At 63.9% G+C, this 22,361-nt stretch carries 19 protein-coding genes; 11 read left to right on the forward strand and 8 right to left on the reverse strand.

The window, feature by feature from the left end:
• Positions 1-288: 288 nt before the first annotated feature.
• Positions 289-525, reverse strand: a complete 237-nt coding sequence (locus tag Spa11_RS01095) for a hypothetical protein (RefSeq protein ID WP_145105652.1) — start codon at positions 523-525, stop codon at positions 289-291.
• Between the two features lie 603 nt (positions 526-1,128).
• Entirely contained in the window at positions 1,129-1,467 is a 339-nt protein-coding gene (locus tag Spa11_RS22690) for a winged helix-turn-helix domain-containing protein (protein WP_197529650.1), read from the reverse strand.
• A 247-nt stretch (positions 1,468-1,714) separates the two neighbouring features.
• Between Spa11_RS22690 and sdhB the strand changes: the two genes are divergently transcribed.
• On the forward strand, positions 1,715-2,566 hold the full coding sequence (sdhB, locus tag Spa11_RS01105) for a succinate dehydrogenase iron-sulfur subunit (protein WP_145105655.1): 852 nt from the start codon (positions 1,715-1,717) through the stop codon (positions 2,564-2,566).
• Between the two features lie 80 nt (positions 2,567-2,646).
• On the opposite strand, the gene Spa11_RS01110 is transcribed toward sdhB, so the two are convergent.
• Positions 2,647-2,961 (reverse strand): hypothetical protein, encoded by a 315-nt coding sequence (locus Spa11_RS01110; protein ID WP_197529651.1) that lies wholly within the window; start codon positions 2,959-2,961, stop codon positions 2,647-2,649.
• Between the two features lie 840 nt (positions 2,962-3,801).
• Between Spa11_RS01110 and Spa11_RS01115 the strand changes: the two genes are divergently transcribed.
• The 5 genes from Spa11_RS01115 to Spa11_RS01135 all read left to right on the forward strand — a co-directional run bounded on the left by Spa11_RS01115 (position 3,802) and on the right by Spa11_RS01135 (position 8,858).
• Positions 3,802-5,598, forward strand: coding sequence for a DUF1549 domain-containing protein (locus Spa11_RS01115; RefSeq protein WP_145105658.1), 1,797 nt, complete (start codon positions 3,802-3,804; stop codon positions 5,596-5,598).
• A 134-nt stretch (positions 5,599-5,732) separates the two neighbouring features.
• Positions 5,733-6,974, forward strand: a complete 1,242-nt coding sequence (locus tag Spa11_RS01120; RefSeq protein ID WP_145116875.1) for a DUF1501 domain-containing protein — start codon at positions 5,733-5,735, stop codon at positions 6,972-6,974.
• 171 nt (positions 6,975-7,145) lie between these two features.
• Positions 7,146-7,514: a hypothetical protein gene (locus tag Spa11_RS01125; protein ID WP_145105660.1), complete on the forward strand. Its 369-nt coding sequence runs from the start codon at positions 7,146-7,148 to the stop codon at positions 7,512-7,514.
• A 104-nt stretch (positions 7,515-7,618) separates the two neighbouring features.
• Positions 7,619-7,894, forward strand: coding sequence for a putative signal transducing protein (locus Spa11_RS01130; protein ID WP_145105663.1), 276 nt, complete (start codon positions 7,619-7,621; stop codon positions 7,892-7,894).
• 526 nt (positions 7,895-8,420) lie between these two features.
• Entirely contained in the window at positions 8,421-8,858 is a 438-nt protein-coding gene (locus Spa11_RS01135) for a KOW domain-containing RNA-binding protein (RefSeq protein ID WP_145105666.1), read from the forward strand.
• Between the two features lie 88 nt (positions 8,859-8,946).
• Here the strand turns inward: Spa11_RS01135 and Spa11_RS01140 are convergent, their stop codons facing one another.
• Positions 8,947-9,996 carry a hypothetical protein gene (locus Spa11_RS01140; RefSeq protein WP_145105669.1) on the reverse strand — a complete coding sequence of 350 codons (1,050 nt, stop codon included), beginning with the start codon at positions 9,994-9,996 and terminating at the stop codon, positions 8,947-8,949.
• 570 nt (positions 9,997-10,566) lie between these two features.
• On the opposite strand from Spa11_RS01140, the gene Spa11_RS01145 reads away from it, so the two are divergent.
• Positions 10,567-11,373 (forward strand): 3-keto-disaccharide hydrolase, encoded by an 807-nt coding sequence (locus Spa11_RS01145; protein ID WP_145105672.1) that lies wholly within the window; start codon positions 10,567-10,569, stop codon positions 11,371-11,373.
• Between the two features lie 278 nt (positions 11,374-11,651).
• Here Spa11_RS01145 and Spa11_RS01150 read toward each other — a convergent pair whose 3' ends face one another.
• Both Spa11_RS01150 and prfB read right to left on the reverse strand, forming a co-directional pair.
• Positions 11,652-12,263: a hypothetical protein gene (locus tag Spa11_RS01150; protein ID WP_145105677.1), complete on the reverse strand. Its 612-nt coding sequence runs from the start codon at positions 12,261-12,263 to the stop codon at positions 11,652-11,654.
• Between the two features lie 44 nt (positions 12,264-12,307).
• Positions 12,308-13,430, reverse strand: a protein-coding gene (prfB, locus tag Spa11_RS01155) for a peptide chain release factor 2 (protein ID WP_391503299.1) whose coding sequence is annotated in 2 segments (ribosomal slippage) — positions 12,308-13,360 and positions 13,362-13,430 — 1,122 coding nt in all. Because the reading frame shifts where the segments join, the coding sequence is not laid out codon by codon here.
• A gap of 161 nt (positions 13,431-13,591) precedes the next feature.
• On the opposite strand from prfB, the gene mnmA reads away from it, so the two are divergent.
• On the forward strand, positions 13,592-14,746 hold the full coding sequence (gene mnmA / locus Spa11_RS01160; protein WP_145105683.1) for a tRNA 2-thiouridine(34) synthase MnmA: 1,155 nt from the start codon (positions 13,592-13,594) through the stop codon (positions 14,744-14,746).
• A 514-nt stretch (positions 14,747-15,260) separates the two neighbouring features.
• Here the strand turns inward: mnmA and Spa11_RS01165 are convergent.
• Entirely contained in the window at positions 15,261-16,109 is an 849-nt protein-coding gene (locus tag Spa11_RS01165; RefSeq protein WP_145105687.1) for a TIGR01457 family HAD-type hydrolase, read from the reverse strand.
• A 613-nt stretch (positions 16,110-16,722) separates the two neighbouring features.
• Between Spa11_RS01165 and Spa11_RS01170 the strand changes: the two genes are divergently transcribed.
• The 3 genes from Spa11_RS01170 to Spa11_RS01180 all read left to right on the forward strand — a co-directional run bounded on the left by Spa11_RS01170 (position 16,723) and on the right by Spa11_RS01180 (position 21,735).
• A complete protein-coding gene (locus Spa11_RS01170; protein WP_145105690.1) occupies positions 16,723-18,798 on the forward strand; it encodes a thioredoxin domain-containing protein in 2,076 nt (691 codons plus the stop codon).
• A gap of 106 nt (positions 18,799-18,904) precedes the next feature.
• Entirely contained in the window at positions 18,905-19,861 is a 957-nt protein-coding gene (locus Spa11_RS01175) for a C-terminal binding protein (RefSeq protein ID WP_145105693.1), read from the forward strand.
• A gap of 359 nt (positions 19,862-20,220) precedes the next feature.
• Complete coding sequence (locus tag Spa11_RS01180; RefSeq protein WP_145105696.1) at positions 20,221-21,735, forward strand: coiled-coil domain-containing protein; 1,515 nt, start codon at positions 20,221-20,223, stop codon at positions 21,733-21,735.
• 32 nt (positions 21,736-21,767) lie between these two features.
• On the opposite strand, the gene Spa11_RS01185 is transcribed toward Spa11_RS01180, so the two are convergent.
• Positions 21,768-22,295: a DUF3299 domain-containing protein gene (locus Spa11_RS01185; RefSeq protein ID WP_197529652.1), complete on the reverse strand. Its 528-nt coding sequence runs from the start codon at positions 22,293-22,295 to the stop codon at positions 21,768-21,770.
• Positions 22,296-22,361: the final 66 nt, after the last annotated feature.

The raw sequence follows: 22,361 nt of genomic DNA on the forward strand, positions 1-22,361 counted from the left end.
GCGCCATGCTGGGTGCAATGCCCAAACGCGCAGCGGATGGGCATGCGGCAGTAGGGTTGATGCCCTTCCCGTATTCGCATGCTCATCCCCTCCGGGTGTGAGCATGCCACCCGCCTCGCGTCAACGCGGGATCGATCTGTCATCGCGGGTCTCCTTTCAGAGACTCCTGCGACTAACCAATCAACTCGATTCGGCTAGCAAATCGATGTTCTGAAACTGGTTTTAGCGAGACAGATGTTGCTGTCGAAAGTGTGTGATTCCATGTGTCACAACGGCACTTGATCGCCATCACTTCGAATCAAACGACACTTTAATTGCAACACCGTAAGCAGATATCCCAAGAAACGACAGCCAAGCTATCGCCATCAAAGGAAGATTACCAATAGCTTGCCAAGCAAGCATTGGATCCGGCCGACTCCATGCCGCGATCAATTCAAGCACGATGATCGGCACAATCGACAAAGCGCCGGATATCACTAGCGGTACGTAATAGCGACGCGTGAAACCTACCTTCTTGAAGAACAACTGATCCTCCATGCATTCTGTTGACTCACAAGGGACGGCAATAAGTTATCCGCGGGTGACCCCGACCAGTAACGTCCGGGATTCCTCGTTGGTGTCGCTTAAGTCTGAGTCGTGAGGTTGTTGTCGTGGTAGGACCCTGTTAGAGGCGAGCCGGGCGCCATGCTCACAACCGATAGGGGATGAGCATGCGATTTGGAGTAGACTGTCGATCTTGGTTCACGTGCCCATCCGCTGCGCGTGTGGGCAAGGCACCCGGCTGAGGACCAGCATCGCCGGGAGCATCCAAATCGGAATGTAGGGCAATCTCTGCGTTCGATAGTCCTTGTCAGAGACATCGACATCGGTGCGCACACATCTCGGTGGCAAGGCGCTTCGCCCTGTAACAACCAGGCATTCACTTTCCATGCCAACTACCAATTGCCTCGTGTTACTCCGCAACGAGTGACAATCGCTTGAGTCGTGAGTCAATCGATAGGTTGCACCTTCCGCGGCGACCATCGTGGCCACGAACTTCGTGTCCGTCGTGGTTCTTCTTACTCACCCTTCGCGCCTTGGCGGCTTGGCGTGAATCTTCCCCGCGTCGAAACCTGGCAGCGGCGACCGCTACTTCAGCGTCACCTTCACCGTCTTACCGATGGCGGTGAAGTCGAGCTTGCCTTCGCGGGCGAGCCAGCCGATCGCCATCAGTGTCAGGTCGCTCGGCGCGCCGGACGCCTTCTTAACCGCGGCGAGGGTTTGCCAGCCCTTGCCGTGCAGCGCGCCCCACACGTCGCCGGCGGCGTAACCGATGGCCTCACTGGTGACGCTTGGCGTGGCGGGCGGGTTGGCTTTAGGAGCAACCTTGGGGGCCGAGTTGGTCTTGGCGGGTTTGGCGGCTTCCGAAGCGGCGGACTTGGCGGGGGCGGGCTTGGGCGTGGCCTTCTTTGCGGTCTTCTTCGCCATGAGGTGGGCTCCAGGTGGGCGGCGCGGCGGGCGGAGGGCGAAGCAGCGCTTCGCCGGGCGGATCGTACCCTCTCACGGCGTCGAAGGCCACGTTTTCTATGGCGTTAAATCATTCGCCCAAGAGCGGTTAGTCCTCTTGGGGTCGTCTGGCGGATAGCCCGGCGAGCCTCTAAATTGCAGGAAAGACGGCGTCGCCAACATCGCCGCCGCTCTCTGCTAGTACTGACCGCGAACGCACCGGCCCAGCATGATCGCCCCGAACAAAGACTTCGCCAAACCGTCCACGTTCGACGTCCGTGTGCTCCGCCAGGACGCGCCGGGCAAGGGGACGCGCTGGGAGCGATTCCGCATCCCCTACGAGCCGAACCTCAACGTCATCAGCGTCTTGCAAAAGATCGCCCGGATGGCGAAGACGGCCGCCGGCGAAAAGACGAGCCCCGTCGCCTGGGACTGCAACTGCCTGGAAGAGGTCTGCGGCGCCTGCACCATGGTCATTAACGGCCGCGTCCGGCAGAGCTGCTCGGCGCTGGTGGACAAGCTCCTCCAAGAGCAGCCGGGCGAGATCGAGCTGCGGCCGATGGCCAAGTTCCCGGTGCTGCGTGACCTCGTGGTCGATCGCCAGCGGATGTTCCGGGCCCTGGAGCGGGTCGAGGCGTGGGTGCCAGTGGACGATTACCTCGACCGCGGCGCCGGCCCGAAGGAGTCGCAGGACGCCCAAGAGGTCCGCTACCCGCTGTCGGAGTGCATGACGTGCGGCTGCTGCCTTGAGGCGTGCCCGCAGTACACCAAGGTCGAACTGACCCGCAAGCCGGGTGAGTCGGACGACGCCTTCGAGGCCCGCAAGCAGGCCGCCCACGACACGGCCTTCCTCGGCGCCCAGGCGATCAGCCAAGCGGTCCTGTTCAACGACCACGGCACGGGCAAGATGATCGCCGACGAGCGTCTGGAGGCCCTGATGGGCCCCGGCGGCGTGGCGGCGTGCGGCAACGCCCAGAACTGCGTCGCTGTTTGCCCGAAGGAGATCCCGCTCACCCGCTCGATCGCCCGTGCCGGGCGTCAGGTGACGGTCTACTCGATCAAAAAGCTGTTCGATCGGTAGATGAGGTGGGTAGGCCGGTAGGCGGGTAGGCCGATAGGGCTGGCGCTGTCGCCAAAGCCCTATCGTCCATACGCTCTTCGTCAAAACCCGAAGCCGATCGAGACGCCACGGCCGCCGTAGAAGCCGCCGCCGTAGCCGACTCCGTAGCCATAGGCGGGGGCGACGACCACGGGACGCGGAGCGTAGCCGTATCCGCCCCAGCCGCCGTGCCCGCGATAGTAGCTGGCGTGGCGGCCGTGACCGTGGCCATAACCGTACCCGGGGCCGTATCCGCCATACCCACAGCCGTGGCGAGCTTGGGCTTCGGCCGCCCCACCCAAGGTGAGAACGCCAACGGCCATGACAGCGGCTGCGAGCAGAGAACGCTTGAGCCAACGCGAAGGGGAATGCAACATCGAAGTTCTCCTGGAAAGCGCCACGGGGCGCGGGTCGTGGTTTCACCCCCGGAACGGCCGGTTCGTGAGTCGGTAAGGCTGTAAGCAGGCCTCGTGCCGGAGCGCTCCGGGAGCCGTAAACGATTGCCTACACGAAACTTACGGTGTCTCTTGTCTCGCTGGCAGTCTCCAGAATGCCCCGCCAAGCTGTTATTTCGACTTCAACGGGATGTCACAAAAACATCTCCGTTCCCTCCACACCTCCGAACATTTGGCACGTGACGTGCATATAAGGTGTTGTCAGCAGGCAACCCACCGGACCCCTACCGTTAGTCATGGGCCGGAATGAGAAGAGGCGCTCAGGGGGCCGGCGGACGAAGAGGCTTAACGCAACGGTTAACGGAATCCCTTGACGGAGAAGAGGTTACGACACGAAAGCGGGCCGCCGTACCCTGCGATTGTTGTCGATTGATTCTGTTCAACCCGGGCGGGCTTGGGGTCGTTGGAACAGGCGACCCCAGCCCGCCTGTTGCGTTTTGATACGCATCATTTCGCTACATTCGTCAAATCTGTTTCATTTTCGAACACCCCCCCTCCCGTCAGTCAGCTCCATGAAAAGGAGATAACGGGATGACTTTGAAGTATGGGGACCAAGCAAAGGGGCGATTGGCGCTTCGCAGGGAATCGATCCTTGGGCTGACAGCGAAGAATTATTTGCTGATTGCCAGCTGTACGGTCGAGTAGGTCCTCGATTGTTGGCAATGGCTTAGGAATGAGTGAGTTGCTGCAGTTAGAATTGGGGGTGTGGCCTTCGCGCCGCCCTGTTCGAACGAGATCTCTGCACTCAAGGGACCACTGTCGATGAATGACGCGTCCAAGTCTTTCGGGTCACAGTGGCGGACGCTCATTCTCTGTTTCGTGCTACTCGGCTTTTCGATCGCCGGCACGTCGTCGGCCGCTACGGTCGATGACGGCCAGGTTGTCGCGTCGATCAACGAGGCTCTCCGCGCGAGCTGGCGCGACGCCGGGGTCATCCCCTCGAAGCCTGCGCCGGACGGCCCTTGGGCCCGCCGCGTCTATCTCGATCTGCTCGGGCGTATTCCCAAGATCGACGAGCTCGAAGCGTTCGCCAAGCAACCGGCCTCATCACGCCGTGAGTGGCTGGTCGATCGACTGCTAGGCGACGAGTACCGCGACGAGCGTTCGCGCTGGCGGGCTACCGAGTGGGCCATTCTGCTCATCGGACGCACCGGCGGCAGGAACAACAACTCGCTCGCCGTGCGCGAGCCGTTCGTGCAGTACCTGCGCGAGGCGTTCGCTGAGAACAAGCCGCTCGATGAGTTGATGCGCGAGCTCGTGACCGCCACGGGGAGCGTCCGTCCCAACGACGACGACTTCAACCCGGCCGCCAACTACCTCGCCGACAAGATGGACGAGAACGGCGTCCAGGCCACGGCGCGGACGGCCCAGGTGTTTCTCGGCGTGTCGGTGCAATGCACGCAGTGCCACAACCACCCGTTCAACGAGGGGCGGCAGAACCAGTTCTGGGAGCTCGCCGCCTTCTTCCGCCAAACCCGCGCCGAACGCGTCCGCGATGACGAGGACGACCCGGCGAAGGCGCGAATCGTCGATCGCAACTTCTACGGCGAGGGCCGCAGCCGCGAGCAAGCGCTCGCGATCCCGCCGGGTGTTCCCGAGGCGGCAGAGACTTACTACGAGCTTCGCAACGGCAAGCTGCAAGTCGCCTACCCCGTGTTCATCGACGGCACTTCGCTGCACGACGTGTTCCTCCAGCGGGGGCACGACTACGGCGATAGCGGACGCGTCGAGCTCGTGAAACGCCGTGAGGAGCTGGCGGACTTGATCGCCGCGTCGCCCGACTTCGCTCTCTCGGCGGTGAACCGTGAGTGGGGCCGCTTCTTCGGTTACGGCTTCACTCGGCCGGTCGAGGACATGGGCGCGCACAACCCGCCGTCGCACCCGCAGCTGATGGAAGAGCTCGCCGCGGCGTTCCGCGATTCGGGCTACGACCTGCAGCGGCTCGACCGCTGGATCGTGCTCAGCGACGCCTACGGCCTCGACAGCCTCGCCCGCGGCTCGAACGAGGACGACGAGCCCTCGCTCGGCAGGCCGCCGTTGTTCACGAGGTTCTACCTGCGGCAACTCACCGCGGAACAGATCTATGAGTCGCTGATCGCCGCGACGCGGGCCGACGAATCTTTGTCGGTCGAGCAGCGCGACGAGGCCCGCCGGCGTTGGACCCGGCAGTTCTCGACGGCGTTCGGCAACGACGAGAACGGTGAGGCGACGTCGTTCAACGGCTCGATCCCGCAATCGCTGGCGATGATGAACAGCGAGTTGGTGCGCCGGGCGACCGAGCTCAGTTGGATTGAAACAAAGAAGAAGTCCGCTGCTCCGGGCGACTACGCTGACAAGCGGCCGGCGGGTTTCCTCTCGTCGGTGGCGGCGGACCCGTCGCTGTCGAACGAGGAGCGCGTCAACCGGCTGTACCTCGCTGCCCTCGCACGCCGCCCCGACCGCAACGAACTCGCAGTCTGCAACCAGCTACTCGCCGCCCGCAAGGGCGACGCCGCCGAAGCCCTCCGGGACATCTGGTGGGCCCTGCTCAACAGCAACGAGTTCATCCTCCAGCACTAAATAAATTATGTGAACCACAAAGGAACGAAGGAACGAAGGAAGCGGTTAGTTTAGAAACGTCCTTTGTTCCTTCGTTCCTTTGTGGTTCACATAGTCAGCGTAGGTAATCAAGAGACGAGGAACCAAGCATGTCCATGACCCGGCGGCATTTTCTGGATCACCTGGCCGGCGCTGCGGCGTTTGGGGCGGCTTCGTTTGCGCTCGGGCGCACCGTCGAGGCGGCGGCTTCGAAGCTCGCGCGCGAGCACAAGTCGTGCATCCTGTTGTGGATGAGCGGCGGGCCGCCGACGATCGACATCTGGGACCTCAAGCCGGGCGCCGCGACGGGCGGGCCCTCGCAGCCGATCAGCACCACCGGCGACGTGCAGATCAGCTCGCTGATGCCCCGGGTCGCCGAGCAGATGAAGCACCTATCCGTCGTGCGCTCGATGAGCACGCGCGAAGCGGACCACACGCGCGGCGCCTACTACCTGCGGACCGGCTTCGTACCCAATCCCAACGTCATCCACCCGAGCTACGGCTCGGTGGTCGCGCACGAGATGGCGCCGAAGCTGGCGGGGCTCGAGCTCCCGTCCTTCGTGTCGATCGGCGGGCCGAGCGAGGGCCCTGGCTTCCTAGGCATGGCCTACGCGCCTTTGCAAGTCGATCCGAGCGGCCGCGTGCGCGACGTGCAGCCGCTGGTCGAGAAGGAGCGGATGAACGAACGGCTCGCGCTGCTCGCCGAGATCGAGAACCGCTTCGCGAAGCAGCGTCGCGGCCCCGCCGCCGGCGAGCACGCCAAGGTGCTCGAGCGCACGGTGTCGCTGATGCGGAGCGATCAGATGAAGGCCTTCGATGTCGGCAGCGAGCCGACAAAGTCGCGCGAGCGTTACGGCGACTCGGGCTTCGGACGCAGCTGCCTCTTAGCACGGCGGCTTGTCGAGGCAGGCGTGCCGTTTGTCGAGGTCGATTTCGGCGGCTGGGACCTGCACGACGACTGCTTCACGCGGCTCGACGAGAAGCTGCCGCAACTCGACCAGGGGATGAGCGCCCTCGTGTCGGACCTCGAAGAGCGTGGCCTCTTGGACCAGACGGTGATCCTCTGGATGGGCGAGTTCGGCCGCACACCGCGGATCAACGGCGACGCGGGCCGCGACCACTACGCCCGGGCCTGGAGCGCCGTGGTGGGCGGCGGCGGCCTCAAGGGCGGCCTCGCGATCGGCGAGACCTCCAGTGACGGCACGATGGTCGAGTCGAAGCCGCACTCGGCCGAGGACCTGATGGCGACGGTGTGCCAGGCGCTGGGGCTGTCGCTGCAGACGAACTTCACGAGCACGAACGGGCGGCCGATGAAGATCGCGGGGGGTGGGGCGCCGATCAGTGAGTTGGTTGGGTGAGGGATTAGGGGCTATAGGGGCTGAGGGAAGGAAGAACGGTGGATTTACTTCTTGTCTCGGATGAAGCGGGAGCCGGATCGTTTAGCCGTTTGATCCGCCTGCGAGCCGGGAGACGTTAGTCCCCGGAGGAATCACTAAACCACTCCAGCTTTGGTATTCGAGACCCCGCGTATGAGCGATCCCCACAAGACGGTGAAGCTAACGGAAACGCTCACCGAGGCCGACGCGATCCTCATCTGCGACGCGCTCGCGGAGCAAGGCGTGCGGGCTGTCTACAACGGGGATATGGTCGCGGGCTTTCGCGCCGAGGCGCCGGGGATGGTCCGCGTGCTGGTGCGGGCCGACGAGTTCGATCTCGCCAAGCGATTGCTCGCTGAGCAGGGTCTCGAGAACGCCAAAGTCGACTGGTCACAAGTCGATGTCGGCGACGTCGAAGAAGGGCAAGACGAGTCCGATATGCGGGGCGCGACGCCTTTCTCGTGGATGCGTCCTACAGCGGTGGTCGTGGCGCTGTGGCTGCTGGTGTTGCTGATCCTGTAATTACGGGTCAGGAACGTTGTATCCCCCTCTCTTTTAGGGAGGGGCTAGGGGAGGGTTGAACGCATCCCGCTTCAACCCGCATCGAGTACCGAAGGATTATCCGAATGACCGACCCTACCGACATCGTCGTGCTCACGACCTGCGGCCACCTGGCCGACGCGCACCTCGTGCAGGGCTATCTTGCCGACAACGGCGTCCGCGCGGAGGTCGATGGCGACGCGGTTTCCGACTTCCAGATCGCGATCAACGCCGGCGCGCGGGTGCTGGTGGCGCAGGCCGACCTCGAGACCGCCAAGGCGCTGCTCGCCGATCACGACCTTGAATTGGCGGGTGAGATCGATTGGTCACAGGTGGACGTTGGGGACGCGACGGAGGAATAGGCGTCCGCGGTTCCGGCAATCAAGTCTCGCGCGGAGACGCAGAGAGGGACGGTTAGGTGACGGGATCGCCCCTGCCATCCGTCGTGCGTGTAAAGCAATACACGATGATATGAATGTGCTAGATCAGCTTTACATCCGGCTGCTTCACCATGGCTTGCAGATTCTGAGAGACGCTGCGGCATGTCGTGATACCGCGTGGTCGCATGCAGAAGCCGAGCTACTTCACAATGTCCCGTCCTTGATAGGTGAGTCCAATCTCCGCCGCCACGCTTACTTTTGGGATCAAGAGCGGCGGGCGTATCTAGCGTGGCTGGAGCAGTCCGAGAATCCACGAGCCGTCTCGAAGGCAAAGACTTTCTACGATCCCATCTGGCGAGAGATGGAAGTAGAACTCCACTCGAAGATAGAGCACCTTACACCGATGGATTAGCTGTTGTAGACCATGGGGCATGTGCGTTAGGGCAGAGTTTCTTGGCAATTCACATGCCCATGCTCCGCAAGGGCATGTCACCCGACATGTGCTTAGATGATGAATCAGCCAGCCTTTTACCGCTACTTTCTGGCGCACAGCTGGTTGCTTTCAGGGTGCGCTGGTGCTGCACTAGCTACAGTCATTCTCTTCTGGGGAATGCACAAAGAGGGCATCGTGCTTGCTGGGGCGCCAGTCTTTTTGTGGGTGATACTGGCTGCGGCGCCGGCATCACTGGCGGGCTTTGTTGCTGGAGCGTTTTTCCTTTGGATGCCGATCGGCAACCTCGCTGCATGGCTGCAAGGCTGGCCATTCAACGATGGTGAAGAAGTCGTCGTTCTGTCTGGCAAGTACAAAGGGACCGTCGCACAGGTCTATGAATCGGACGTGTGGAAGGAACGGGGCCAGGTCCGGCTTGCTCTGGGTGAAGAGGCGAAGAAGTCCTTTACCGACATTTTCTGCGCGGTGCAGGTAACTCGAACATCCAGCAAGTAGAGTTGCCGTAATTGCGCTGCGATTGTTACAGCCTACACTCTACAGCATCCTTGGCGGCGCCTGGCGCTCTTGGCGTCTTGGCGGTTCCCTACTTCCGCAACCCCATCTTTAGGATGTCGGCGGCGGTGAGCTTGGTGTGATCGAGCTTCTTTGGCAGCGCGTCGACTTGCGTTTCGGTCGACTCGGGGCGGACCTTCTTCTCGCGCGGCGTTGTCGCCACCACGGGCTCGCGGCGGATCGAGAGCTTGCCCAGCCCGATGTCGCGGATGTCGGCCGCGGTGAGATGGCGGCGCGGCTCGGGCCCCTTCGCCGTTTCGTCGAGCGAGTCGATCGCCGAGGGCTTGGCTTTTTCGTGGGCGGGCTGCTTCGCGCCGCGGGCGGCGGCGAGGATCTCTTCGGTCGTCATACCGCTCGGACGGGGCGCTTTGGGTTGGGATGCGGGAGGAGTGGGAGCCGCTGCGGACGGGTCGCTGGGGGAGGAGTCGGCCGTCGGCGCCGGCTTCTTGCCACGCGCGGCGGCGAGCACGTCGGCGGTGGATAGACCGACCGAGGGGCTCGTGCGCTTGCCTTCTGCTTGAGTCCCTTCCACTTTAGCTACTTCGGTAGCCGGGGGGTCGGGCGTTTTCTTACCCCGCGCCGCGGCGAGGATGTCGGCCGTGCTCTGGCCGACCGCGGGGCTGGTTTTCTTGTCGGGGGCCTTCTTGTCGCCCTTCGGGGTGGCGTCCGACTTCTTGGACGCCTCGGCCTTCGCTACCGGGGCGGCGGGCGCGGGCGTGCGGCCGGCGGCGTCCGGCTTGGGGGCCGCCTTGCCGCCGCCACGGACCGCGGCGAGCACGTCGGCGGCCGAGGCGCCGGCGGCCTTCGCGGGGACCTTCGAGGCGGGGCGGGGCGCCTTCTTCGCCAGCGTGTCGGGCGGCGGCGGGGCGTCGACGACCCGCAGGCACTCCGGCTCGATGTCGAACCACGCCGGGTTGTTCAGATAGCCCGTGAACTCCACGAGGGCCCGGCCGCTGAAATTGACGGTCTTCACCTGGCCCACAACGCCAGCGAAGCGGGCCAGATCGGGCCGGCCGCCGGTGACGATCACGTACTTGTCGGTCAGCTCGCGCTTGAGCCGTTCGATGGCAAGGTCGGGCATCCTCGAAGTATCTCCCGAAGGAGGCTCTAGGAGAAGGAGTTGGGGGGATGGCTGGTTGGAACACGGGGTGACGGGGCAGTTCGAGCCGCGGTTTTGTGACGGTGTTTTCTCCGAGGAGATAATGGGGATGGGGCCTTCATGGGGCGGTGCCAGATGGGGTGGTTGGGGCCCTAGGACGCGTTGATATTCTTTGGCGACGCAGTCGCGCTTATCCCCCTCCTTCTTCAGAGGGAGGGGCTAGGGGAGGGTGTTGAAGCGGGTACCCACTTCGCCCCCTCCCCTAACCCCTCCCCCTAAAGGGGGCGGGGGATAAAAAGCGACTGCGTCGCCGAGGAATGTCACACGCCATAGCGGCTTCAGACTTCTATTTTGCAACCAGTGGCTCCCCGCCCCCACCATCTCGCCATCCCCAATATCTCCTCATAGCCGGCTTGCTGCCGGACGCGGTAAGGCAGCTCACCGCTCGTCCGTTTTCGAAAAGGCCATCCCCCCATCACCTTTGCTTAGCACCGCCTCAGTAGCCATAATCTGCCCGTCTTTCCAAGCTTCCCCTGTTGATCGAAGAAACGCATGACTCGTCTCGTCGCATTGCTGGCTCTGGTCGGCCCGTTGGTTTCCGTGGGCTCCGCACAGGTGGAGTTTCTGCCCGGCATGGAGTGGCAGGAGCCGCCGGTTGTGACGCCTGGGGACGAGCCCGGGGCGCCGCCGTCGGACGCAGTGGTGCTGTTTGGGGGCGAGGACCTGTCGGCATGGGAGAACGGCGAGAACTGGCCCGTGAAGGACGGCATCGCCTTCGCGGGGAAGGGCTACATCACCACCAAGGAGAAGTTCGGCGACTGCCAGCTGCACGTCGAGTGGTCGGCGCCCGAGAACGTGAAGGGCGACGGGCAGGGACGCGGCAACAGCGGCATCTTCTTGATGGGGCGTTACGAGCTGCAGGTGCTCGACTCGTTCGAGAACCCGACTTATTTCGAGGGCCAGGCCGCGTCGGTCTACAAGCAGACGCCGCCGCTAGCGAACGCGATGCGCAAGCCGGGCGAGTGGAACACGTACGACATCTTCTGGACGTGCCCGCGGTTCAACTCGTCGAACCAGCTCGTCGAGCCGGCCTACATCACGGTGGTCCACAACGGCGTGTTGGTGCAAAACCACTTCCCACTCCGCGGCGACACGCCGTGGGCGCGCCCGCCGCGTTATGTGAACATCGGACCGAAGGGCCCGATCGCGATCCAAGACCACGGCAACCCGGTGCGATTCCGCAACATCTGGGTCCGTGAGATCAAGCCCGCGGTGGGCGAGCAGCGCGAGCCGATGGTGATCGATCACGGGACGGGGGAGACGAAGACGTTCGCGGAGCTGGATGCGGAAGAGAACTGATTCACCGCGGAGACGCGGAGGAGAAGCAAAGTGATGGGGAAAGCCCCGGAGCGGCGATAGCGCGTAGCCAGGGGCGCGAGCCCCTGGATTGCGGCATGACATAAGTTCAGAGCCCCGGAGGGGCGACGGCAACTCGGTCACTTGAGTTGCTGCCGCCCCTCTGGGGCTCGTCGTTTCTTATGCGATTCTCTCCAGGGGCTGGCGCCCCTGGCTACGCGCTGCCGTCCCTCCGGGACTTTTCAAGGCGCGGAGGCAAGCGCCGCGGTAGACAGCAAGCATTAAACTCGTCGTGTCATCTGAAGTTCATAAGCGAATCGAGTTGCTTGCGAGTCCGTCACATGAGGTGCAAGTGTGGGCCGGATCAAGATGTCCCTTTCCCACTGAGATACAGTAGCTGTAGGGACCAGTCCGCTAGCCACGCTGGTCTCAATCACGCCGCCGATGATTTGAATAAGCGCGTCGGCGATGACGGAACACGTCGCCCTTTCATTGGCGAACGTCAATTCACCCATCGACCCAGCTTCGTAGAGAGCACACAGATCGGAGTGAGGCTGCGGCCCACGGCAAGCGAGTTCGAATCGAAGGAGGGAAAATTTGTGGTCGGTCTCTCCTGTAACGGTGGCCGACCAGTAACGATCACCCGCTTTACCGACGAGCATCAAGATATCCCGCCCCTCGCGGTCCTGTTGGGCTACGATCTCTTGAAAAGCCGGAAACCGAGACTGGGTCTGGTCGGTTGCAGACTCAATCGTTCGAAGTAACGCGACTCGTTGATCCCCCGCAATCCCAAAGATAACGTGCTCGAAGCGGTCACCGGTGAGTTCAAATTCGATCTCGAGGCCGTAACCGCAAGAGTCTACATACTTTGCGGTGCTTGTCTTTGACGGCATCTCCCAATTCTCCTCGCGTCCTCCGCGCACTCCGCGGTTAATCCTCAATCGTCGTCGCCGTCGTCTTCGATCGGCTGCCCCGCGCGCCAGCGGAGAACCGCTTCGAGGAACCCCTGGATGTCGCCGTCCAGCGCTGCGTGGAAGTTGCCTTGCTGGTACTTCGTGCGGGTGTCTTTGACGCGTTGGTCGGGGTGCAGGAAGTAGTTGCGGATCTGGCTGCCGAAGCCCGTCTTCGCTTGCTGGCCGCGGGCGGCGGCTTCTTGGGCGTCGCGCTTGTCTTCTTCGAGCTGCGCCATCTTGGCCCGCAGCATCTTCCAGGCGCTGGCCTTGTTCTTGTGCTGCGAACGCTCGTTCTGGCACTGCACGACGACGCCCGTCGGCATATGTGTCAGCCGCACGGCCGAGTCGGTCTTGTTGACGTGCTGGCCGCCGGCGCCGCTCGCCCGATACGTGTCGATGCGGACGTCGGCCTCGTCGATCTCGATCGCGACCGAATCGTTGATCTCCGGCGTCACGTCCACGGCGGCGAAGCTCGTCTGGCGTTTGCCTTCGGAGTTGAACGGGCTGATCCGTACGAGGCGGTGCATGCCGGTCTCGCCGCGGAGATAGCCGTAGGCCATGGGGCCGCGGATGACGATCGTGGCGTCGTTGATGCCGGCCTGCTCGTTGTCGGAGCGGTCGAGCAGCTCGGCCGAGTAGTCGTTCTTACCGGCCCATTGCAGGTACATCCGCATCAGCATCTCGGCCCAATCGTTGGCGTCGGTGCCGCCGTCGCGGGCGTGGATCGTGATGATCGCGCCTGCCGCGTCGTTGGGGCCGCTGAGCAGGGCCGAGAGTTTGAGCTTCTCGAGATTGGCCTCGAGGCGGGCAATCTCGGCCTGGGCCTCCTCGGCGAAGGCCTCGTCCTCCTCGGCCATTTCGAGAACGGCGTCGAGGTCCCCGGCCGCTTTCATGGCGGCGTCGAGGGGGCTAACGACCGAGTTGAGGCCCTTGAGCTCGGCGATCGATGCCTGGGCCTTCTCCTGGTCGTTCCAGAAGTCAGGAGCGGCCTGCTGGGCCTCTACCGCGGCGATTTGTTCTTTTTTGCCGGCGTAGTCAAAGAGAGTCCCTGAGCTGCAGCAGGGCCTCCCGGATCGCCTCGGCGCGATCGTACCATTCTTTGTCCATCGTCATCACCGTTGAAGGTGGCTGCGGTTTTCGTGGCCCCGAGTTATATCGACTAGCAGAGTGCGTAGGATAGTGGGCAGTGATCAGTGGGCAGTCTCGCTGCGGCTGCCCGTCCCTACTTGCTTCCTGCCCACCGCCGACTGCCCACCGCCCACTACTGCATGTCCCGCGTTGTCCTAGCCATGTCCGGCGGCGTCGATTCGAGCGTCGCGGCGCACCTGTTGCTCCAGGCGGGGCACGAGGTGGTGGGCGTTTTTATGCGCCATGGGGAGCAGAGCCCCGCGGTGTGTGCGACGAGCGACGCGGCTCACACGAAGTCGAGCACGCTTCCTCAACTCTCCGTTGTCTCCCGTCTCGACCACAAGCAGGGTTGCTGCACCGCCGCCGACGCCGAGGATGCGCGGCGCGTGTCGGATCGATTGGGGATCCCGTTCTACGCGCTCGACCTCAACGACGAGTTCGGGCGGATCATGGACTACTTCGTCGCGGAGTACGCCCGCGGCCGGACGCCCAACCCGTGCGTGCAGTGCAACAACTGGATCAAGTTCGGCAAGCTCTTTGATTACGCCGACTCGATCGACGCCGAGTACGTGGCGACGGGGCACTACGCGCGGCTTGAAGAGCGCGATGACGGCCCCGCCCTTCTGCGCGGCGTCGACGCGTCGAAAGACCAGTCGTATGTGCTTGCGGGAATCCAGCGCGGTCTCTTGAAGCGGATGCTGCTCCCCGTCGGCGGCTACGAGAAGTCGCGCATCCGCGAGCTGGCGGCGGGCATCGGTCTGAACGTCGCGGAGAAGAAGGACAGCCAAGAGATCTGCTTCGTCACGCAAGGCCGTTATGACGAATTCGTCAAGCGTCGCTTGCGTGAGAGCCGTGACGTCTCGTCCACGGCCGATCGCAGCGGCGAGATCGTCACCACCACCGGCGAAGTCGTCGGCCACCACGAAGGCGTCGACGGCTTCACCGTGGGCCAGCGCAAAGGCCTCGGCGTCGCGCTCGGCAAACCGGTGTTCGTCGTCTCGATCGACCCCGACACCCGCCGCGTGGTGCTCGGCGAGCGCAGCGAACTCGACCGCAGCGAACTAACCGCCAGCGAATCGAACTGGCTCATCGAACCGCCGACAGAGCCCATGCGCTGCGAAGCCCAGATCCGCTACAACTCCGCCGCCGCACCGGCGACGCTGGAGCCACAGGGTGAGGGGCGGTTTCAGTTGCGATTCGACTCGCCACAGCAAGGCGTCACGCCAGGCCAAGCCGTCGTCTGTTACGCCGCGGATGATGCAGCCCGTGTTCTTGGCGGTGGCTGGATTGAATAAGGAACCACAGATGAACACGGATGGACGCTGATGGCGGAGCCGGAGGCGGCTTGAAGAGACTTCCAGCTGATAACACTCATCTACGGGAGTGAAGAGAGATGATCCCTGTGATCGCCTCATACGGCGGGGTCATTGAATGCTCTGTTCTGACATTCCTAGTCGCCGTCGGCTGCTATTTGGCAGCTCGGAACGCGAAGTTGGCAGTGTGGGTCAGGATATGGGCGGCGATGGGCGTTGTGTTGTGGAGTCTTGCTTCCCTGTGGATCGTCTGCATGGTCCGGTACGAGATCCAATGGTACCGCCCAATTCCCGAATGGCTTTGGCGGATCGCACGAGCCTACACTGTAAGTGGCGTGATTCGGATACTTATGATAGCGATTCCAATTTGGGCGATCGCTGGGATACCTTTCTCGCTGGCTGCGCGAAAACGCCACCAAAGCAACCATCAAGTCACAGGCGAACACGGTGACTAGCATCCGTGTTTATCCGTGTCCATCTGTGGTTCCAAAATGAATCAAGAGTGAGCCGCGATCCACTCGCGCATGTCGTGCGGGGTGTCGTCTTCTCGGTTGAGCGTCGGCACCATTTCGTCGATCAGTTCGTCGTGGTCGCAGAGGTCGGCGATCGAATCGACGACGATGTCGGGCTGGTAGGCGAACTTGGAGAGGTCGTCGGGGCTCGTCGTGCCGGTAAGCACTAGCACCGTGCGGTAGCCCATCTGCACGCCGCCGAGGATGTCGGTGTCCATCGTGTCGCCGATCATGATCGTCTCGGAGGTCGCCATGCCGAGTTCCTTGCGAGCGGCGCGCATCATCACGGGGCTGGGCTTGCCGAGGCTGAAGGCTTTGAGGCCGGTGGCCGCTTCGATCAGCGAGACGATCGCCCCGCAGCCGGGGCGCGTGCCGTGCTGGGTGGGGCAGTTGGGGTCGAGGTTCGTGGCGATCAGCTTCGCGCCGTCGAGCACCATCTGCACGGCCGCCTCGAGCATCTCGAAGCTCAGCGTGCGGCCTTCGCCCACCACCACGTAGTCGGGCTGTTTGTCGACGATCGCGTAACCGTTCTCGTGCAGCGCGTTGAGCAGGCCCCCTTCGCCGATGACGTAGGCGGTGCCGTGGGGCTTCTGGCGGGCCAGGTACCGCGCGGTCGCCATCGCGCAGGTGAAGATGTGGCTCTCGTTGACGGGCATCCCCATCCGGTTGAGCTTCATCGCCACGTCGCGGCGGGTGCGTTGGCTGTTGTTGGTGAGGAATAGGAAGGGAATGCGCATCCGCTGCAGCATCTTCACAAAGTCCACCGCGCCGGGGATCAGCTGGCTGCTGCGGTAGATGACGCCGTCCATGTCGATCAGAAATCCACGCTTCATCGCAGGGTGACTCATGAAAGGGGGCGGACGCGCACGAACCCTCGGACGCACGGAGCGCGTTGGTCGGTCACGTCGGCAAAAGGCGGGACGACGGACACGGCGCCCGTCGCGGGAGTTGGGGGGCTCACTCAAGCAAGGGTGAGGCCCAAGCGAGGGTGAGGGCGCAGGTGGCGGTCACCACTGAGCCAACGCTACGGTACGCAAGCCGTGCGCCGAATGCGGTGTGCTGGCGCCCCTCGTTGCAGCGAGAGGCCGCTAAAACGCAGAGCTTTCAGGGATCGAAGGGATATCCGCAGCCGACGGACAGTCTCCCAGCCGACGCCATCGCGATGGGAAGTTGAGCGGAGGGCGCCAACTTTGCGGGCAGCGATGTCGCTTGGGGTCGGTACGCGAACCCCGCCTCGTCCGCTACAACAGACGTTTGAAAAACTTAGCCACAGATGGACACAGATCAACACAGATGACAGAACGATCCCCGTTGAAATTCGGAATCAATGGGACGAATACGGCCTGCTAGCAGAATGGCTTCGAGCTTTCAGCAGGAATATCCGCGTTCATCTGTGTCCATCTGTGGTTAACGTCATTGCGGCTACAAAACGGATCACGGAAGAAGATGCCCAACGCGCTCGCCAACGAGACCTCGCCTTACCTGCTCCAGCACAAGGACAACCCCGTTGACTGGCGGCCGTGGGGGGCGGAGGCGCTGCGGCTGGCGAAGGACGAGGACAAGCCGATCTTCCTGTCGATCGGGTACTCGGCGTGTCACTGGTGCCACGTCATGGAGCACGAGAGCTTTGAGAACGCGGCGATCGCCGCGGTGCTCAACGATCACTTCGTACCGATCAAGGTCGATCGCGAAGAGCGGCCCGACCTCGACCAGGTCTACATGAACGCCGTGCAGGCGATGACGGGCCGCGGCGGGTGGCCGATGAGCGTCTTCCTGACGCCGGAACTCAAGCCCTTCTATGGCGGCACCTATTGGCCCGCGTCCGCGCAGCGCGGCATGCCGGGGTTCGACCAAGTGCTCGAAGCGGTGATCGATGCGTGGCGCGACCGTCGCGAGTCGGCTTACCAAATGGCCGATCAACTCACCGAGCGACTGGCGGACCTCGCCACGGTCGATGGGGCCGCCGACGTCGCGCTCGATCGCTCGCTGATCGAGAACGCGGGCCGGCAACTCGAACGCACGTTCGATCCGACGCACGGCGGGTTCGGCGGCGCGCCGAAGTTTCCGCACACGATGGACCTCGTCGTCCTCTTGCGTTTGTGGCGCGAGTCGGGCCGCGGGGCGTGGCTCGACATGGTCCGCACGACGCTCGACCGCATGGCGGCCGGCGGCATCTACGACCACCTCGGCGGCGGCTTCGCACGCTACTCGGTCGACGAGCGTTGGCTCGTGCCGCACTTCGAGAAGATGCTCTACGACAACGCGCTGTTGGCGGGCGTCTATGCCGAAGCGTTCGCGGCGACGGGCGACGCGGCGCTGAAGCGGGTCGCCTGCGAGACGCTCGACTACGTGCTCCGCGACATGACCGCGCCCGAAGGGGGCTTCTACTCGACAGAAGACGCCGACAGCGCGCCGGCCAACGACCCCGAGGGCCACGCCGAAGAAGGGCTCTACTACACCTGGAAGCCCGAGGAGATCCGGAAAGTGATCGGCGAGGAAGAGGCCGACCTCTTCTGCCGCGTCTACGACGTGACGCCGATCGGCAACTTTGAGGGCCGCAACATCCTGTCGCTGCCGAAGTCGATCGCGACGCAAGCGACGCTGCTCGGCCTCGACCCGGCGAAGCTCGAACGCGACCTCGCTGCCTGGCGGAAGAAGCTGCTCGCTACGCGCGAGAAGCGGCCCCGACCGGGGCTCGACGACAAGGTGCTCGCCAGCTGGAACGGCTTGGCGATCGACGCGCTGGCGCGGGCCGGGGCCGTGTTTGGCGAGCAGAAGTACATCGGCGCCGCGGGCCGGGCGGCGGATTTTGTTTTGTCGGCGATGCGCGACGAATCGGGGCGCCTGTTGCACACGTGGCGCGCGGGGCAAGCCAAGGCGACCGGCTTCCTTGATGATTACGCAGCGATGGCGAACGGTCTGGTGACGCTTTACGAGGCGACATTCGACGAACGCTGGCTGGTTGAAGCCGCGGCATTACTCGACGTTGTGCTCGAACACTTCGCCGATGCGGAGAAGGGCGGGTTCTTCTACACGGCCGACGACGCCGAGCAGCTGATCGTCCGCAACAAGGACCTCACCGACAACGCCACGCCGGGCGGCAATTCGCTGGCGGCGACGGCGCTGGTGCGGCTCGGCAAGCTGACGAGCGTCACGAAGTACCACGACGCCGCGCACCACACGCTCGTTGCCGCCGGGCCGCTGATGGAGCGCGCGCCGACGGCGATGGGGCAGATGCTCACGGCGCTCGACCTCTGGGTCGGCCCCACGCAGGAACTGGTGCTGCTGGGCATCGGCCCCGACGCGACGGAGGTCACCAGTCAACTACGCCGCCGCCCCGTGCCGCGCGCGGTGCTCGCCGGCCGTATCGGGCCCTGCCAGCCAACGCCGCTGATGGAACCCGCCTTCGCCGGCAAGTCGTCGATCAACGGCGAAGCCACGCTCTACGTCTGCCAAGACCATGCCTGTGGCGAACCCCTCGTCGGCGCGATGGCGATCCGTAATCAGCAGCAAATGAAGTAGCCACAGATGAACACCGATAAGCACGGATGGAGATCTGAAAGAGATGCCCTTCATCTGCGTTCATCCGTGTTCATCTGTGGTTATTTGAAAGAAGGAGGGAGAGACGGTGCCTCGCGCTTTTTATACGGACTGGCCTTGGCCGGATATTGAGATCGAGCGGGTGATCCTTGCCGAGGCGGGGTGTTCGATCGACGTGTCGCCCGACAACAAGGAAGCGACGCTTGCCGAGCACGTGGGCGACGCCGATGTAATCCTTACCTGCTGGGCCCCGGTGACGGCGCGGGTGATCGACGCGGCGACCAACTGTCGGCACATCTGCCGGACGGGGATCGGCCTGGACAATATCGACGTGGGTCACGCGACGAAGAAGGGCGTCCTGGTCACCAACGTCCCCGACTACTGCATCGAAGAGGTCGCCGAGCACGCGCTGGCGCTGATCTTCGCGTTGGGACGGAAGATTGCTGACGGACACCTCGCCACCAAGCGCGGCGAGTACAGCCTCGTCGGGTCGCTGCCGATCGAGCGGATCGGCGGCAAGACGCTGGGCGTTGTCGGACTCGGGCGCACCGGGACGCTGCTCGCCAAGAAGGCCCGCGCGATCGGCATGCGGGTGATCGGCACGAACCGCTCGCGGCAGGCGCCCGAGGGCGTTAAATGGGTCACGCTGGATGAACTGCTCGCGCAGAGCGATTACGTCTCGCTCAACTGCCCGCTCACCGACGCGACGCGTCATCTCATGAACGCGAAGAGCCTTCGCCAGATGAAACCGTCGGCGTTCCTCGTGAACACGTCGCGTGGCGGTCTGGTGGACCATCCGGCGCTTGCCGAAGCGCTCGAAGCCGGCGCGCTCGCCGGGGCGGCGCTCGACGTGCAAGACCGCGAACCGCCCGACCTCTCGCAACCGCCCTACAACGACCGGCGGGTGATCGTCACGCCGCACACGGCGTTTGTTTCGACCGAAGCGACCACCGAGCTAAGAACCCGCGTCGCTCACCAGGCCGTCGATTTCTTACAAGGCCGCACGCCGGAGCAGATCGTCAATCCCTCGGTCCTCTCTGGCTAGCTTTGTTGTCTGTTGTCGGTAGCCACGAGAGGGCACAAAAGACACAAAGAGGATTGGTGGATAGCTGGATAGGCGTTCTGAGACCCGGTCCTGTCGGCGTGCCCATCAGCAGTTCTTTATCACTTCTTGTCTTTGTGCTTCTTGTGCCCTTTCGTGGCTCCCTCCCCAAGGCCGCGAGCGACTAGCCATGCAACTGCGGCAAACCGCCTGAAGAAGGCGCCGCGTCTTTGGCGTAATCGGATTCTTCGGAACCTGTTCGGATAGCGCATCGCCGCGCCGCTGGGGGCGACCTATATACCCCTGGACCGCCACCGGTCCGCGCTCACCGACTGATTGCCACGCCGAACGACCCCACTGCGATGGACCCCAGAGGCCCCGCCGCCGACGAACTCCGCCAGACGGCGGATTCTGCGCGCGAAGCTCTCGGGCAGCTGCGCGAGGGTCTGCTGACTTCCGCGGCGACGCGCTGCGGTGAAGTGAGCGACCTCGGCGCCCGGGCGACGCAACTCGTCGAAGAGCTGGCGGCGAAGATCGCCGACGAACTCGCCTCCGACATCGCTCGGCAGCACGAGCTCGCCACCGACGCCCTGCGGGTCGAGATCGACCGAGAGCGTGACGCACTGGTTGCCGAAGGCGCGACCCTTGCCGCTGAACGCGAACAACTCGCCGCCGATCGCGAACAGCTGGCCGCAGAAAGCGACAAGCTCGCTACGGAACGCCAGGCGTGGGAGACCGAACGCACCGAGTGGGAATCGGTCCGCAAGGAGATCGAGGCCGAGCTCTCCGCCATGGAGCATCGCCTCGTGCAGCAGGCCCAGAGCCTGCAGCGCGAACGCGAAGCGGGCCCTTCCAACGGCGAGCTCTTGACGCAGCTCCAAGAGGCGAACGACGCCCGACTTGCCGCGGAGGAGAGCCTCGCCGCCGCCGAGAAGGGGTTCGCCGCCACCAAGCAAGAACTCGTCGACGCGCAGACGCAGATCGCTCAGCTCAGCGAGACGCTCGAAGAATCGACCAACGCCCTGAGCGCCACGGCGGAGCTGGGCGACGAGCTCGAGGCGCTGCGCGGCAAGTTCGAGATGGCGCTGGCGGACCTCCAGTCGCACCGCGCGCGCGTGGCGGAGCTGGAGCAGGAGATCGCTAACCGGCCCGCGTTGGAACTCGACGACAGCGAAGAGATCCAGCGGCTGCGGCATGAGCGTGACGACCTCGCCCGCCGGCTCGATGAGGCCAACGAGTTCGCCGACCCATCGCAGGAGATGGAAGACCTCCGCGCGCGGTTCCAGATGGCGGTCGAGGACTTGCGGGCGCTGAAGACCGAGAACGCCGACCTCCGCGATCAACTCGCCAGCGGCGGCGGAGGCGGCGCCATGACGGGTGGCGGCGACGGCAACGACTGGGAGTCTCAGAAGCGGCGGTTGCTCGCGGCGCTCGAAAGTGAGGGCGAGGGGCAGATCGACGCGCCGCGGCGTGAAGAGCGGGCCGCGATCGCCGGCACCATCCAGATCACCGACGCGGTCGTCGCCGAGAAGGACGCCGAGATCCAGCGGCTCAAGCAGCAGCTCGAAAGTATCGAGGACGTCGAGCCGACCGCCGCCGCGATCGACGCCGCGGTGCTCGACAACGACGAGGTCATCCGCGCCGAGCGCGAGCGGATCGCCAAGCTCGAACAGGAGTGGGAAGAGAAGCTGCGTTCGGCCGAGCTCGAGCTCTCCGTCGAACGGGCGAAGATCGCCCGAGCTCAGTCCGAACTGGCCGAGCAGCAGATGGAGCTCGAAACGCTGCGGGCCGCGTCCGGCAACGGCCTGGCGCCGGGCGAAGCGCGGCGCAACTGGTTCAACAAGCTCGGGCTCGGCAACGACGGCAAGCCGTCGTAACTCCCCTCCCCACGAGTGGAAGGGGAATACGTCTACTTCACCGCTTCGCCGTCGAGGCGGTAGATCGCCAGCGGTTTGTCGTCGGGGCCGTAGAACTCTTCGACCTTGAACTTGCCCTCGACCGCGACGGGGCGCACCGAGAACTCGGCCGACTTGTCGCCCTGCATCGTCACGAGGATGCAGTCGTACAACGCGGCGCCGGGGCCGAAGCAGCACTCCTGGTTGTCGCGCACCAGGACGAAGTTCTTGATGCCGCTCGCTTGCGACGTCGGCAGGATATAGCCGCGGATGCGGATGCGCTCGCCGTCGAGCTGGCGGACCTCTTCGGTGAGCATCGAACGATCGAATGGAGCGTCGGGCTCGATGTCGAACTTGATGTCGTCGAAGGTGCGGTCTTCGATGCGCGCTGGCGCGGGCTCTTGCGGCGAGGATTCCTTAGCGATTGGCGGCGTTGCTACGGGTGGCGGAGCCGTTTCACACCCGGCGAGAAGGGCGAGCGTAGCGAGGGGCAGAAGTGGGAAGTGGGAAGGGGGAAGTGGGAGATAGGCTGGCCAACGCATTCCCACTTCCCACTTCCTACTTCCCACTTTGAATCTCACAACGCATCCCATTCCGAAGCGCCTCCA

Origin of the sequence: Botrimarina mediterranea, assembly GCF_007753265.1 — a bacterium.
Classification (GTDB): domain Bacteria; phylum Planctomycetota; class Planctomycetia; order Pirellulales; family Lacipirellulaceae; genus Botrimarina; species Botrimarina mediterranea.

Coding starts and splice junctions, on each gene's coding strand:
- Spa11_RS01165 (WP_145105687.1), bottom strand. CDS start 16,109: ATGAAGCGTGGATTTCTGATCGACATGGACGGCGTCATCTACCGCAGC.
- sdhB (WP_145105655.1), top strand. CDS start 1,715: ATGATCGCCCCGAACAAAGACTTCGCCAAACCGTCCACGTTCGACGTC.
- Spa11_RS01120 (WP_145116875.1), top strand. CDS start 5,733: ATGACCCGGCGGCATTTTCTGGATCACCTGGCCGGCGCTGCGGCGTTT.
- Spa11_RS01110 (WP_197529651.1), bottom strand. CDS start 2,961: ATGTTGCATTCCCCTTCGCGTTGGCTCAAGCGTTCTCTGCTCGCAGCC.
- Spa11_RS01170 (WP_145105690.1), top strand. CDS start 16,723: ATGCCCAACGCGCTCGCCAACGAGACCTCGCCTTACCTGCTCCAGCAC.
- Spa11_RS01130 (WP_145105663.1), top strand. CDS start 7,619: ATGACCGACCCTACCGACATCGTCGTGCTCACGACCTGCGGCCACCTG.
- Spa11_RS01150 (WP_145105677.1), bottom strand. CDS start 12,263: ATGCCGTCAAAGACAAGCACCGCAAAGTATGTAGACTCTTGCGGTTAC.
- Spa11_RS01140 (WP_145105669.1), bottom strand. CDS start 9,996: ATGCCCGACCTTGCCATCGAACGGCTCAAGCGCGAGCTGACCGACAAG.
- Spa11_RS01180 (WP_145105696.1), top strand. CDS start 20,221: ATGGACCCCAGAGGCCCCGCCGCCGACGAACTCCGCCAGACGGCGGAT.
- Spa11_RS01145 (WP_145105672.1), top strand. CDS start 10,567: ATGACTCGTCTCGTCGCATTGCTGGCTCTGGTCGGCCCGTTGGTTTCC.
- Spa11_RS01125 (WP_145105660.1), top strand. CDS start 7,146: ATGAGCGATCCCCACAAGACGGTGAAGCTAACGGAAACGCTCACCGAG.
- Spa11_RS22690 (WP_197529650.1), bottom strand. CDS start 1,467: ATGGCGAAGAAGACCGCAAAGAAGGCCACGCCCAAGCCCGCCCCCGCC.
- Spa11_RS01135 (WP_145105666.1), top strand. CDS start 8,421: ATGATGAATCAGCCAGCCTTTTACCGCTACTTTCTGGCGCACAGCTGG.
- mnmA (WP_145105683.1), top strand. CDS start 13,592: ATGTCCCGCGTTGTCCTAGCCATGTCCGGCGGCGTCGATTCGAGCGTC.
- Spa11_RS01185 (WP_197529652.1), bottom strand. CDS start 22,295: ATGCGTTGGCCAGCCTATCTCCCACTTCCCCCTTCCCACTTCCCACTT.
- Spa11_RS01115 (WP_145105658.1), top strand. CDS start 3,802: ATGAATGACGCGTCCAAGTCTTTCGGGTCACAGTGGCGGACGCTCATT.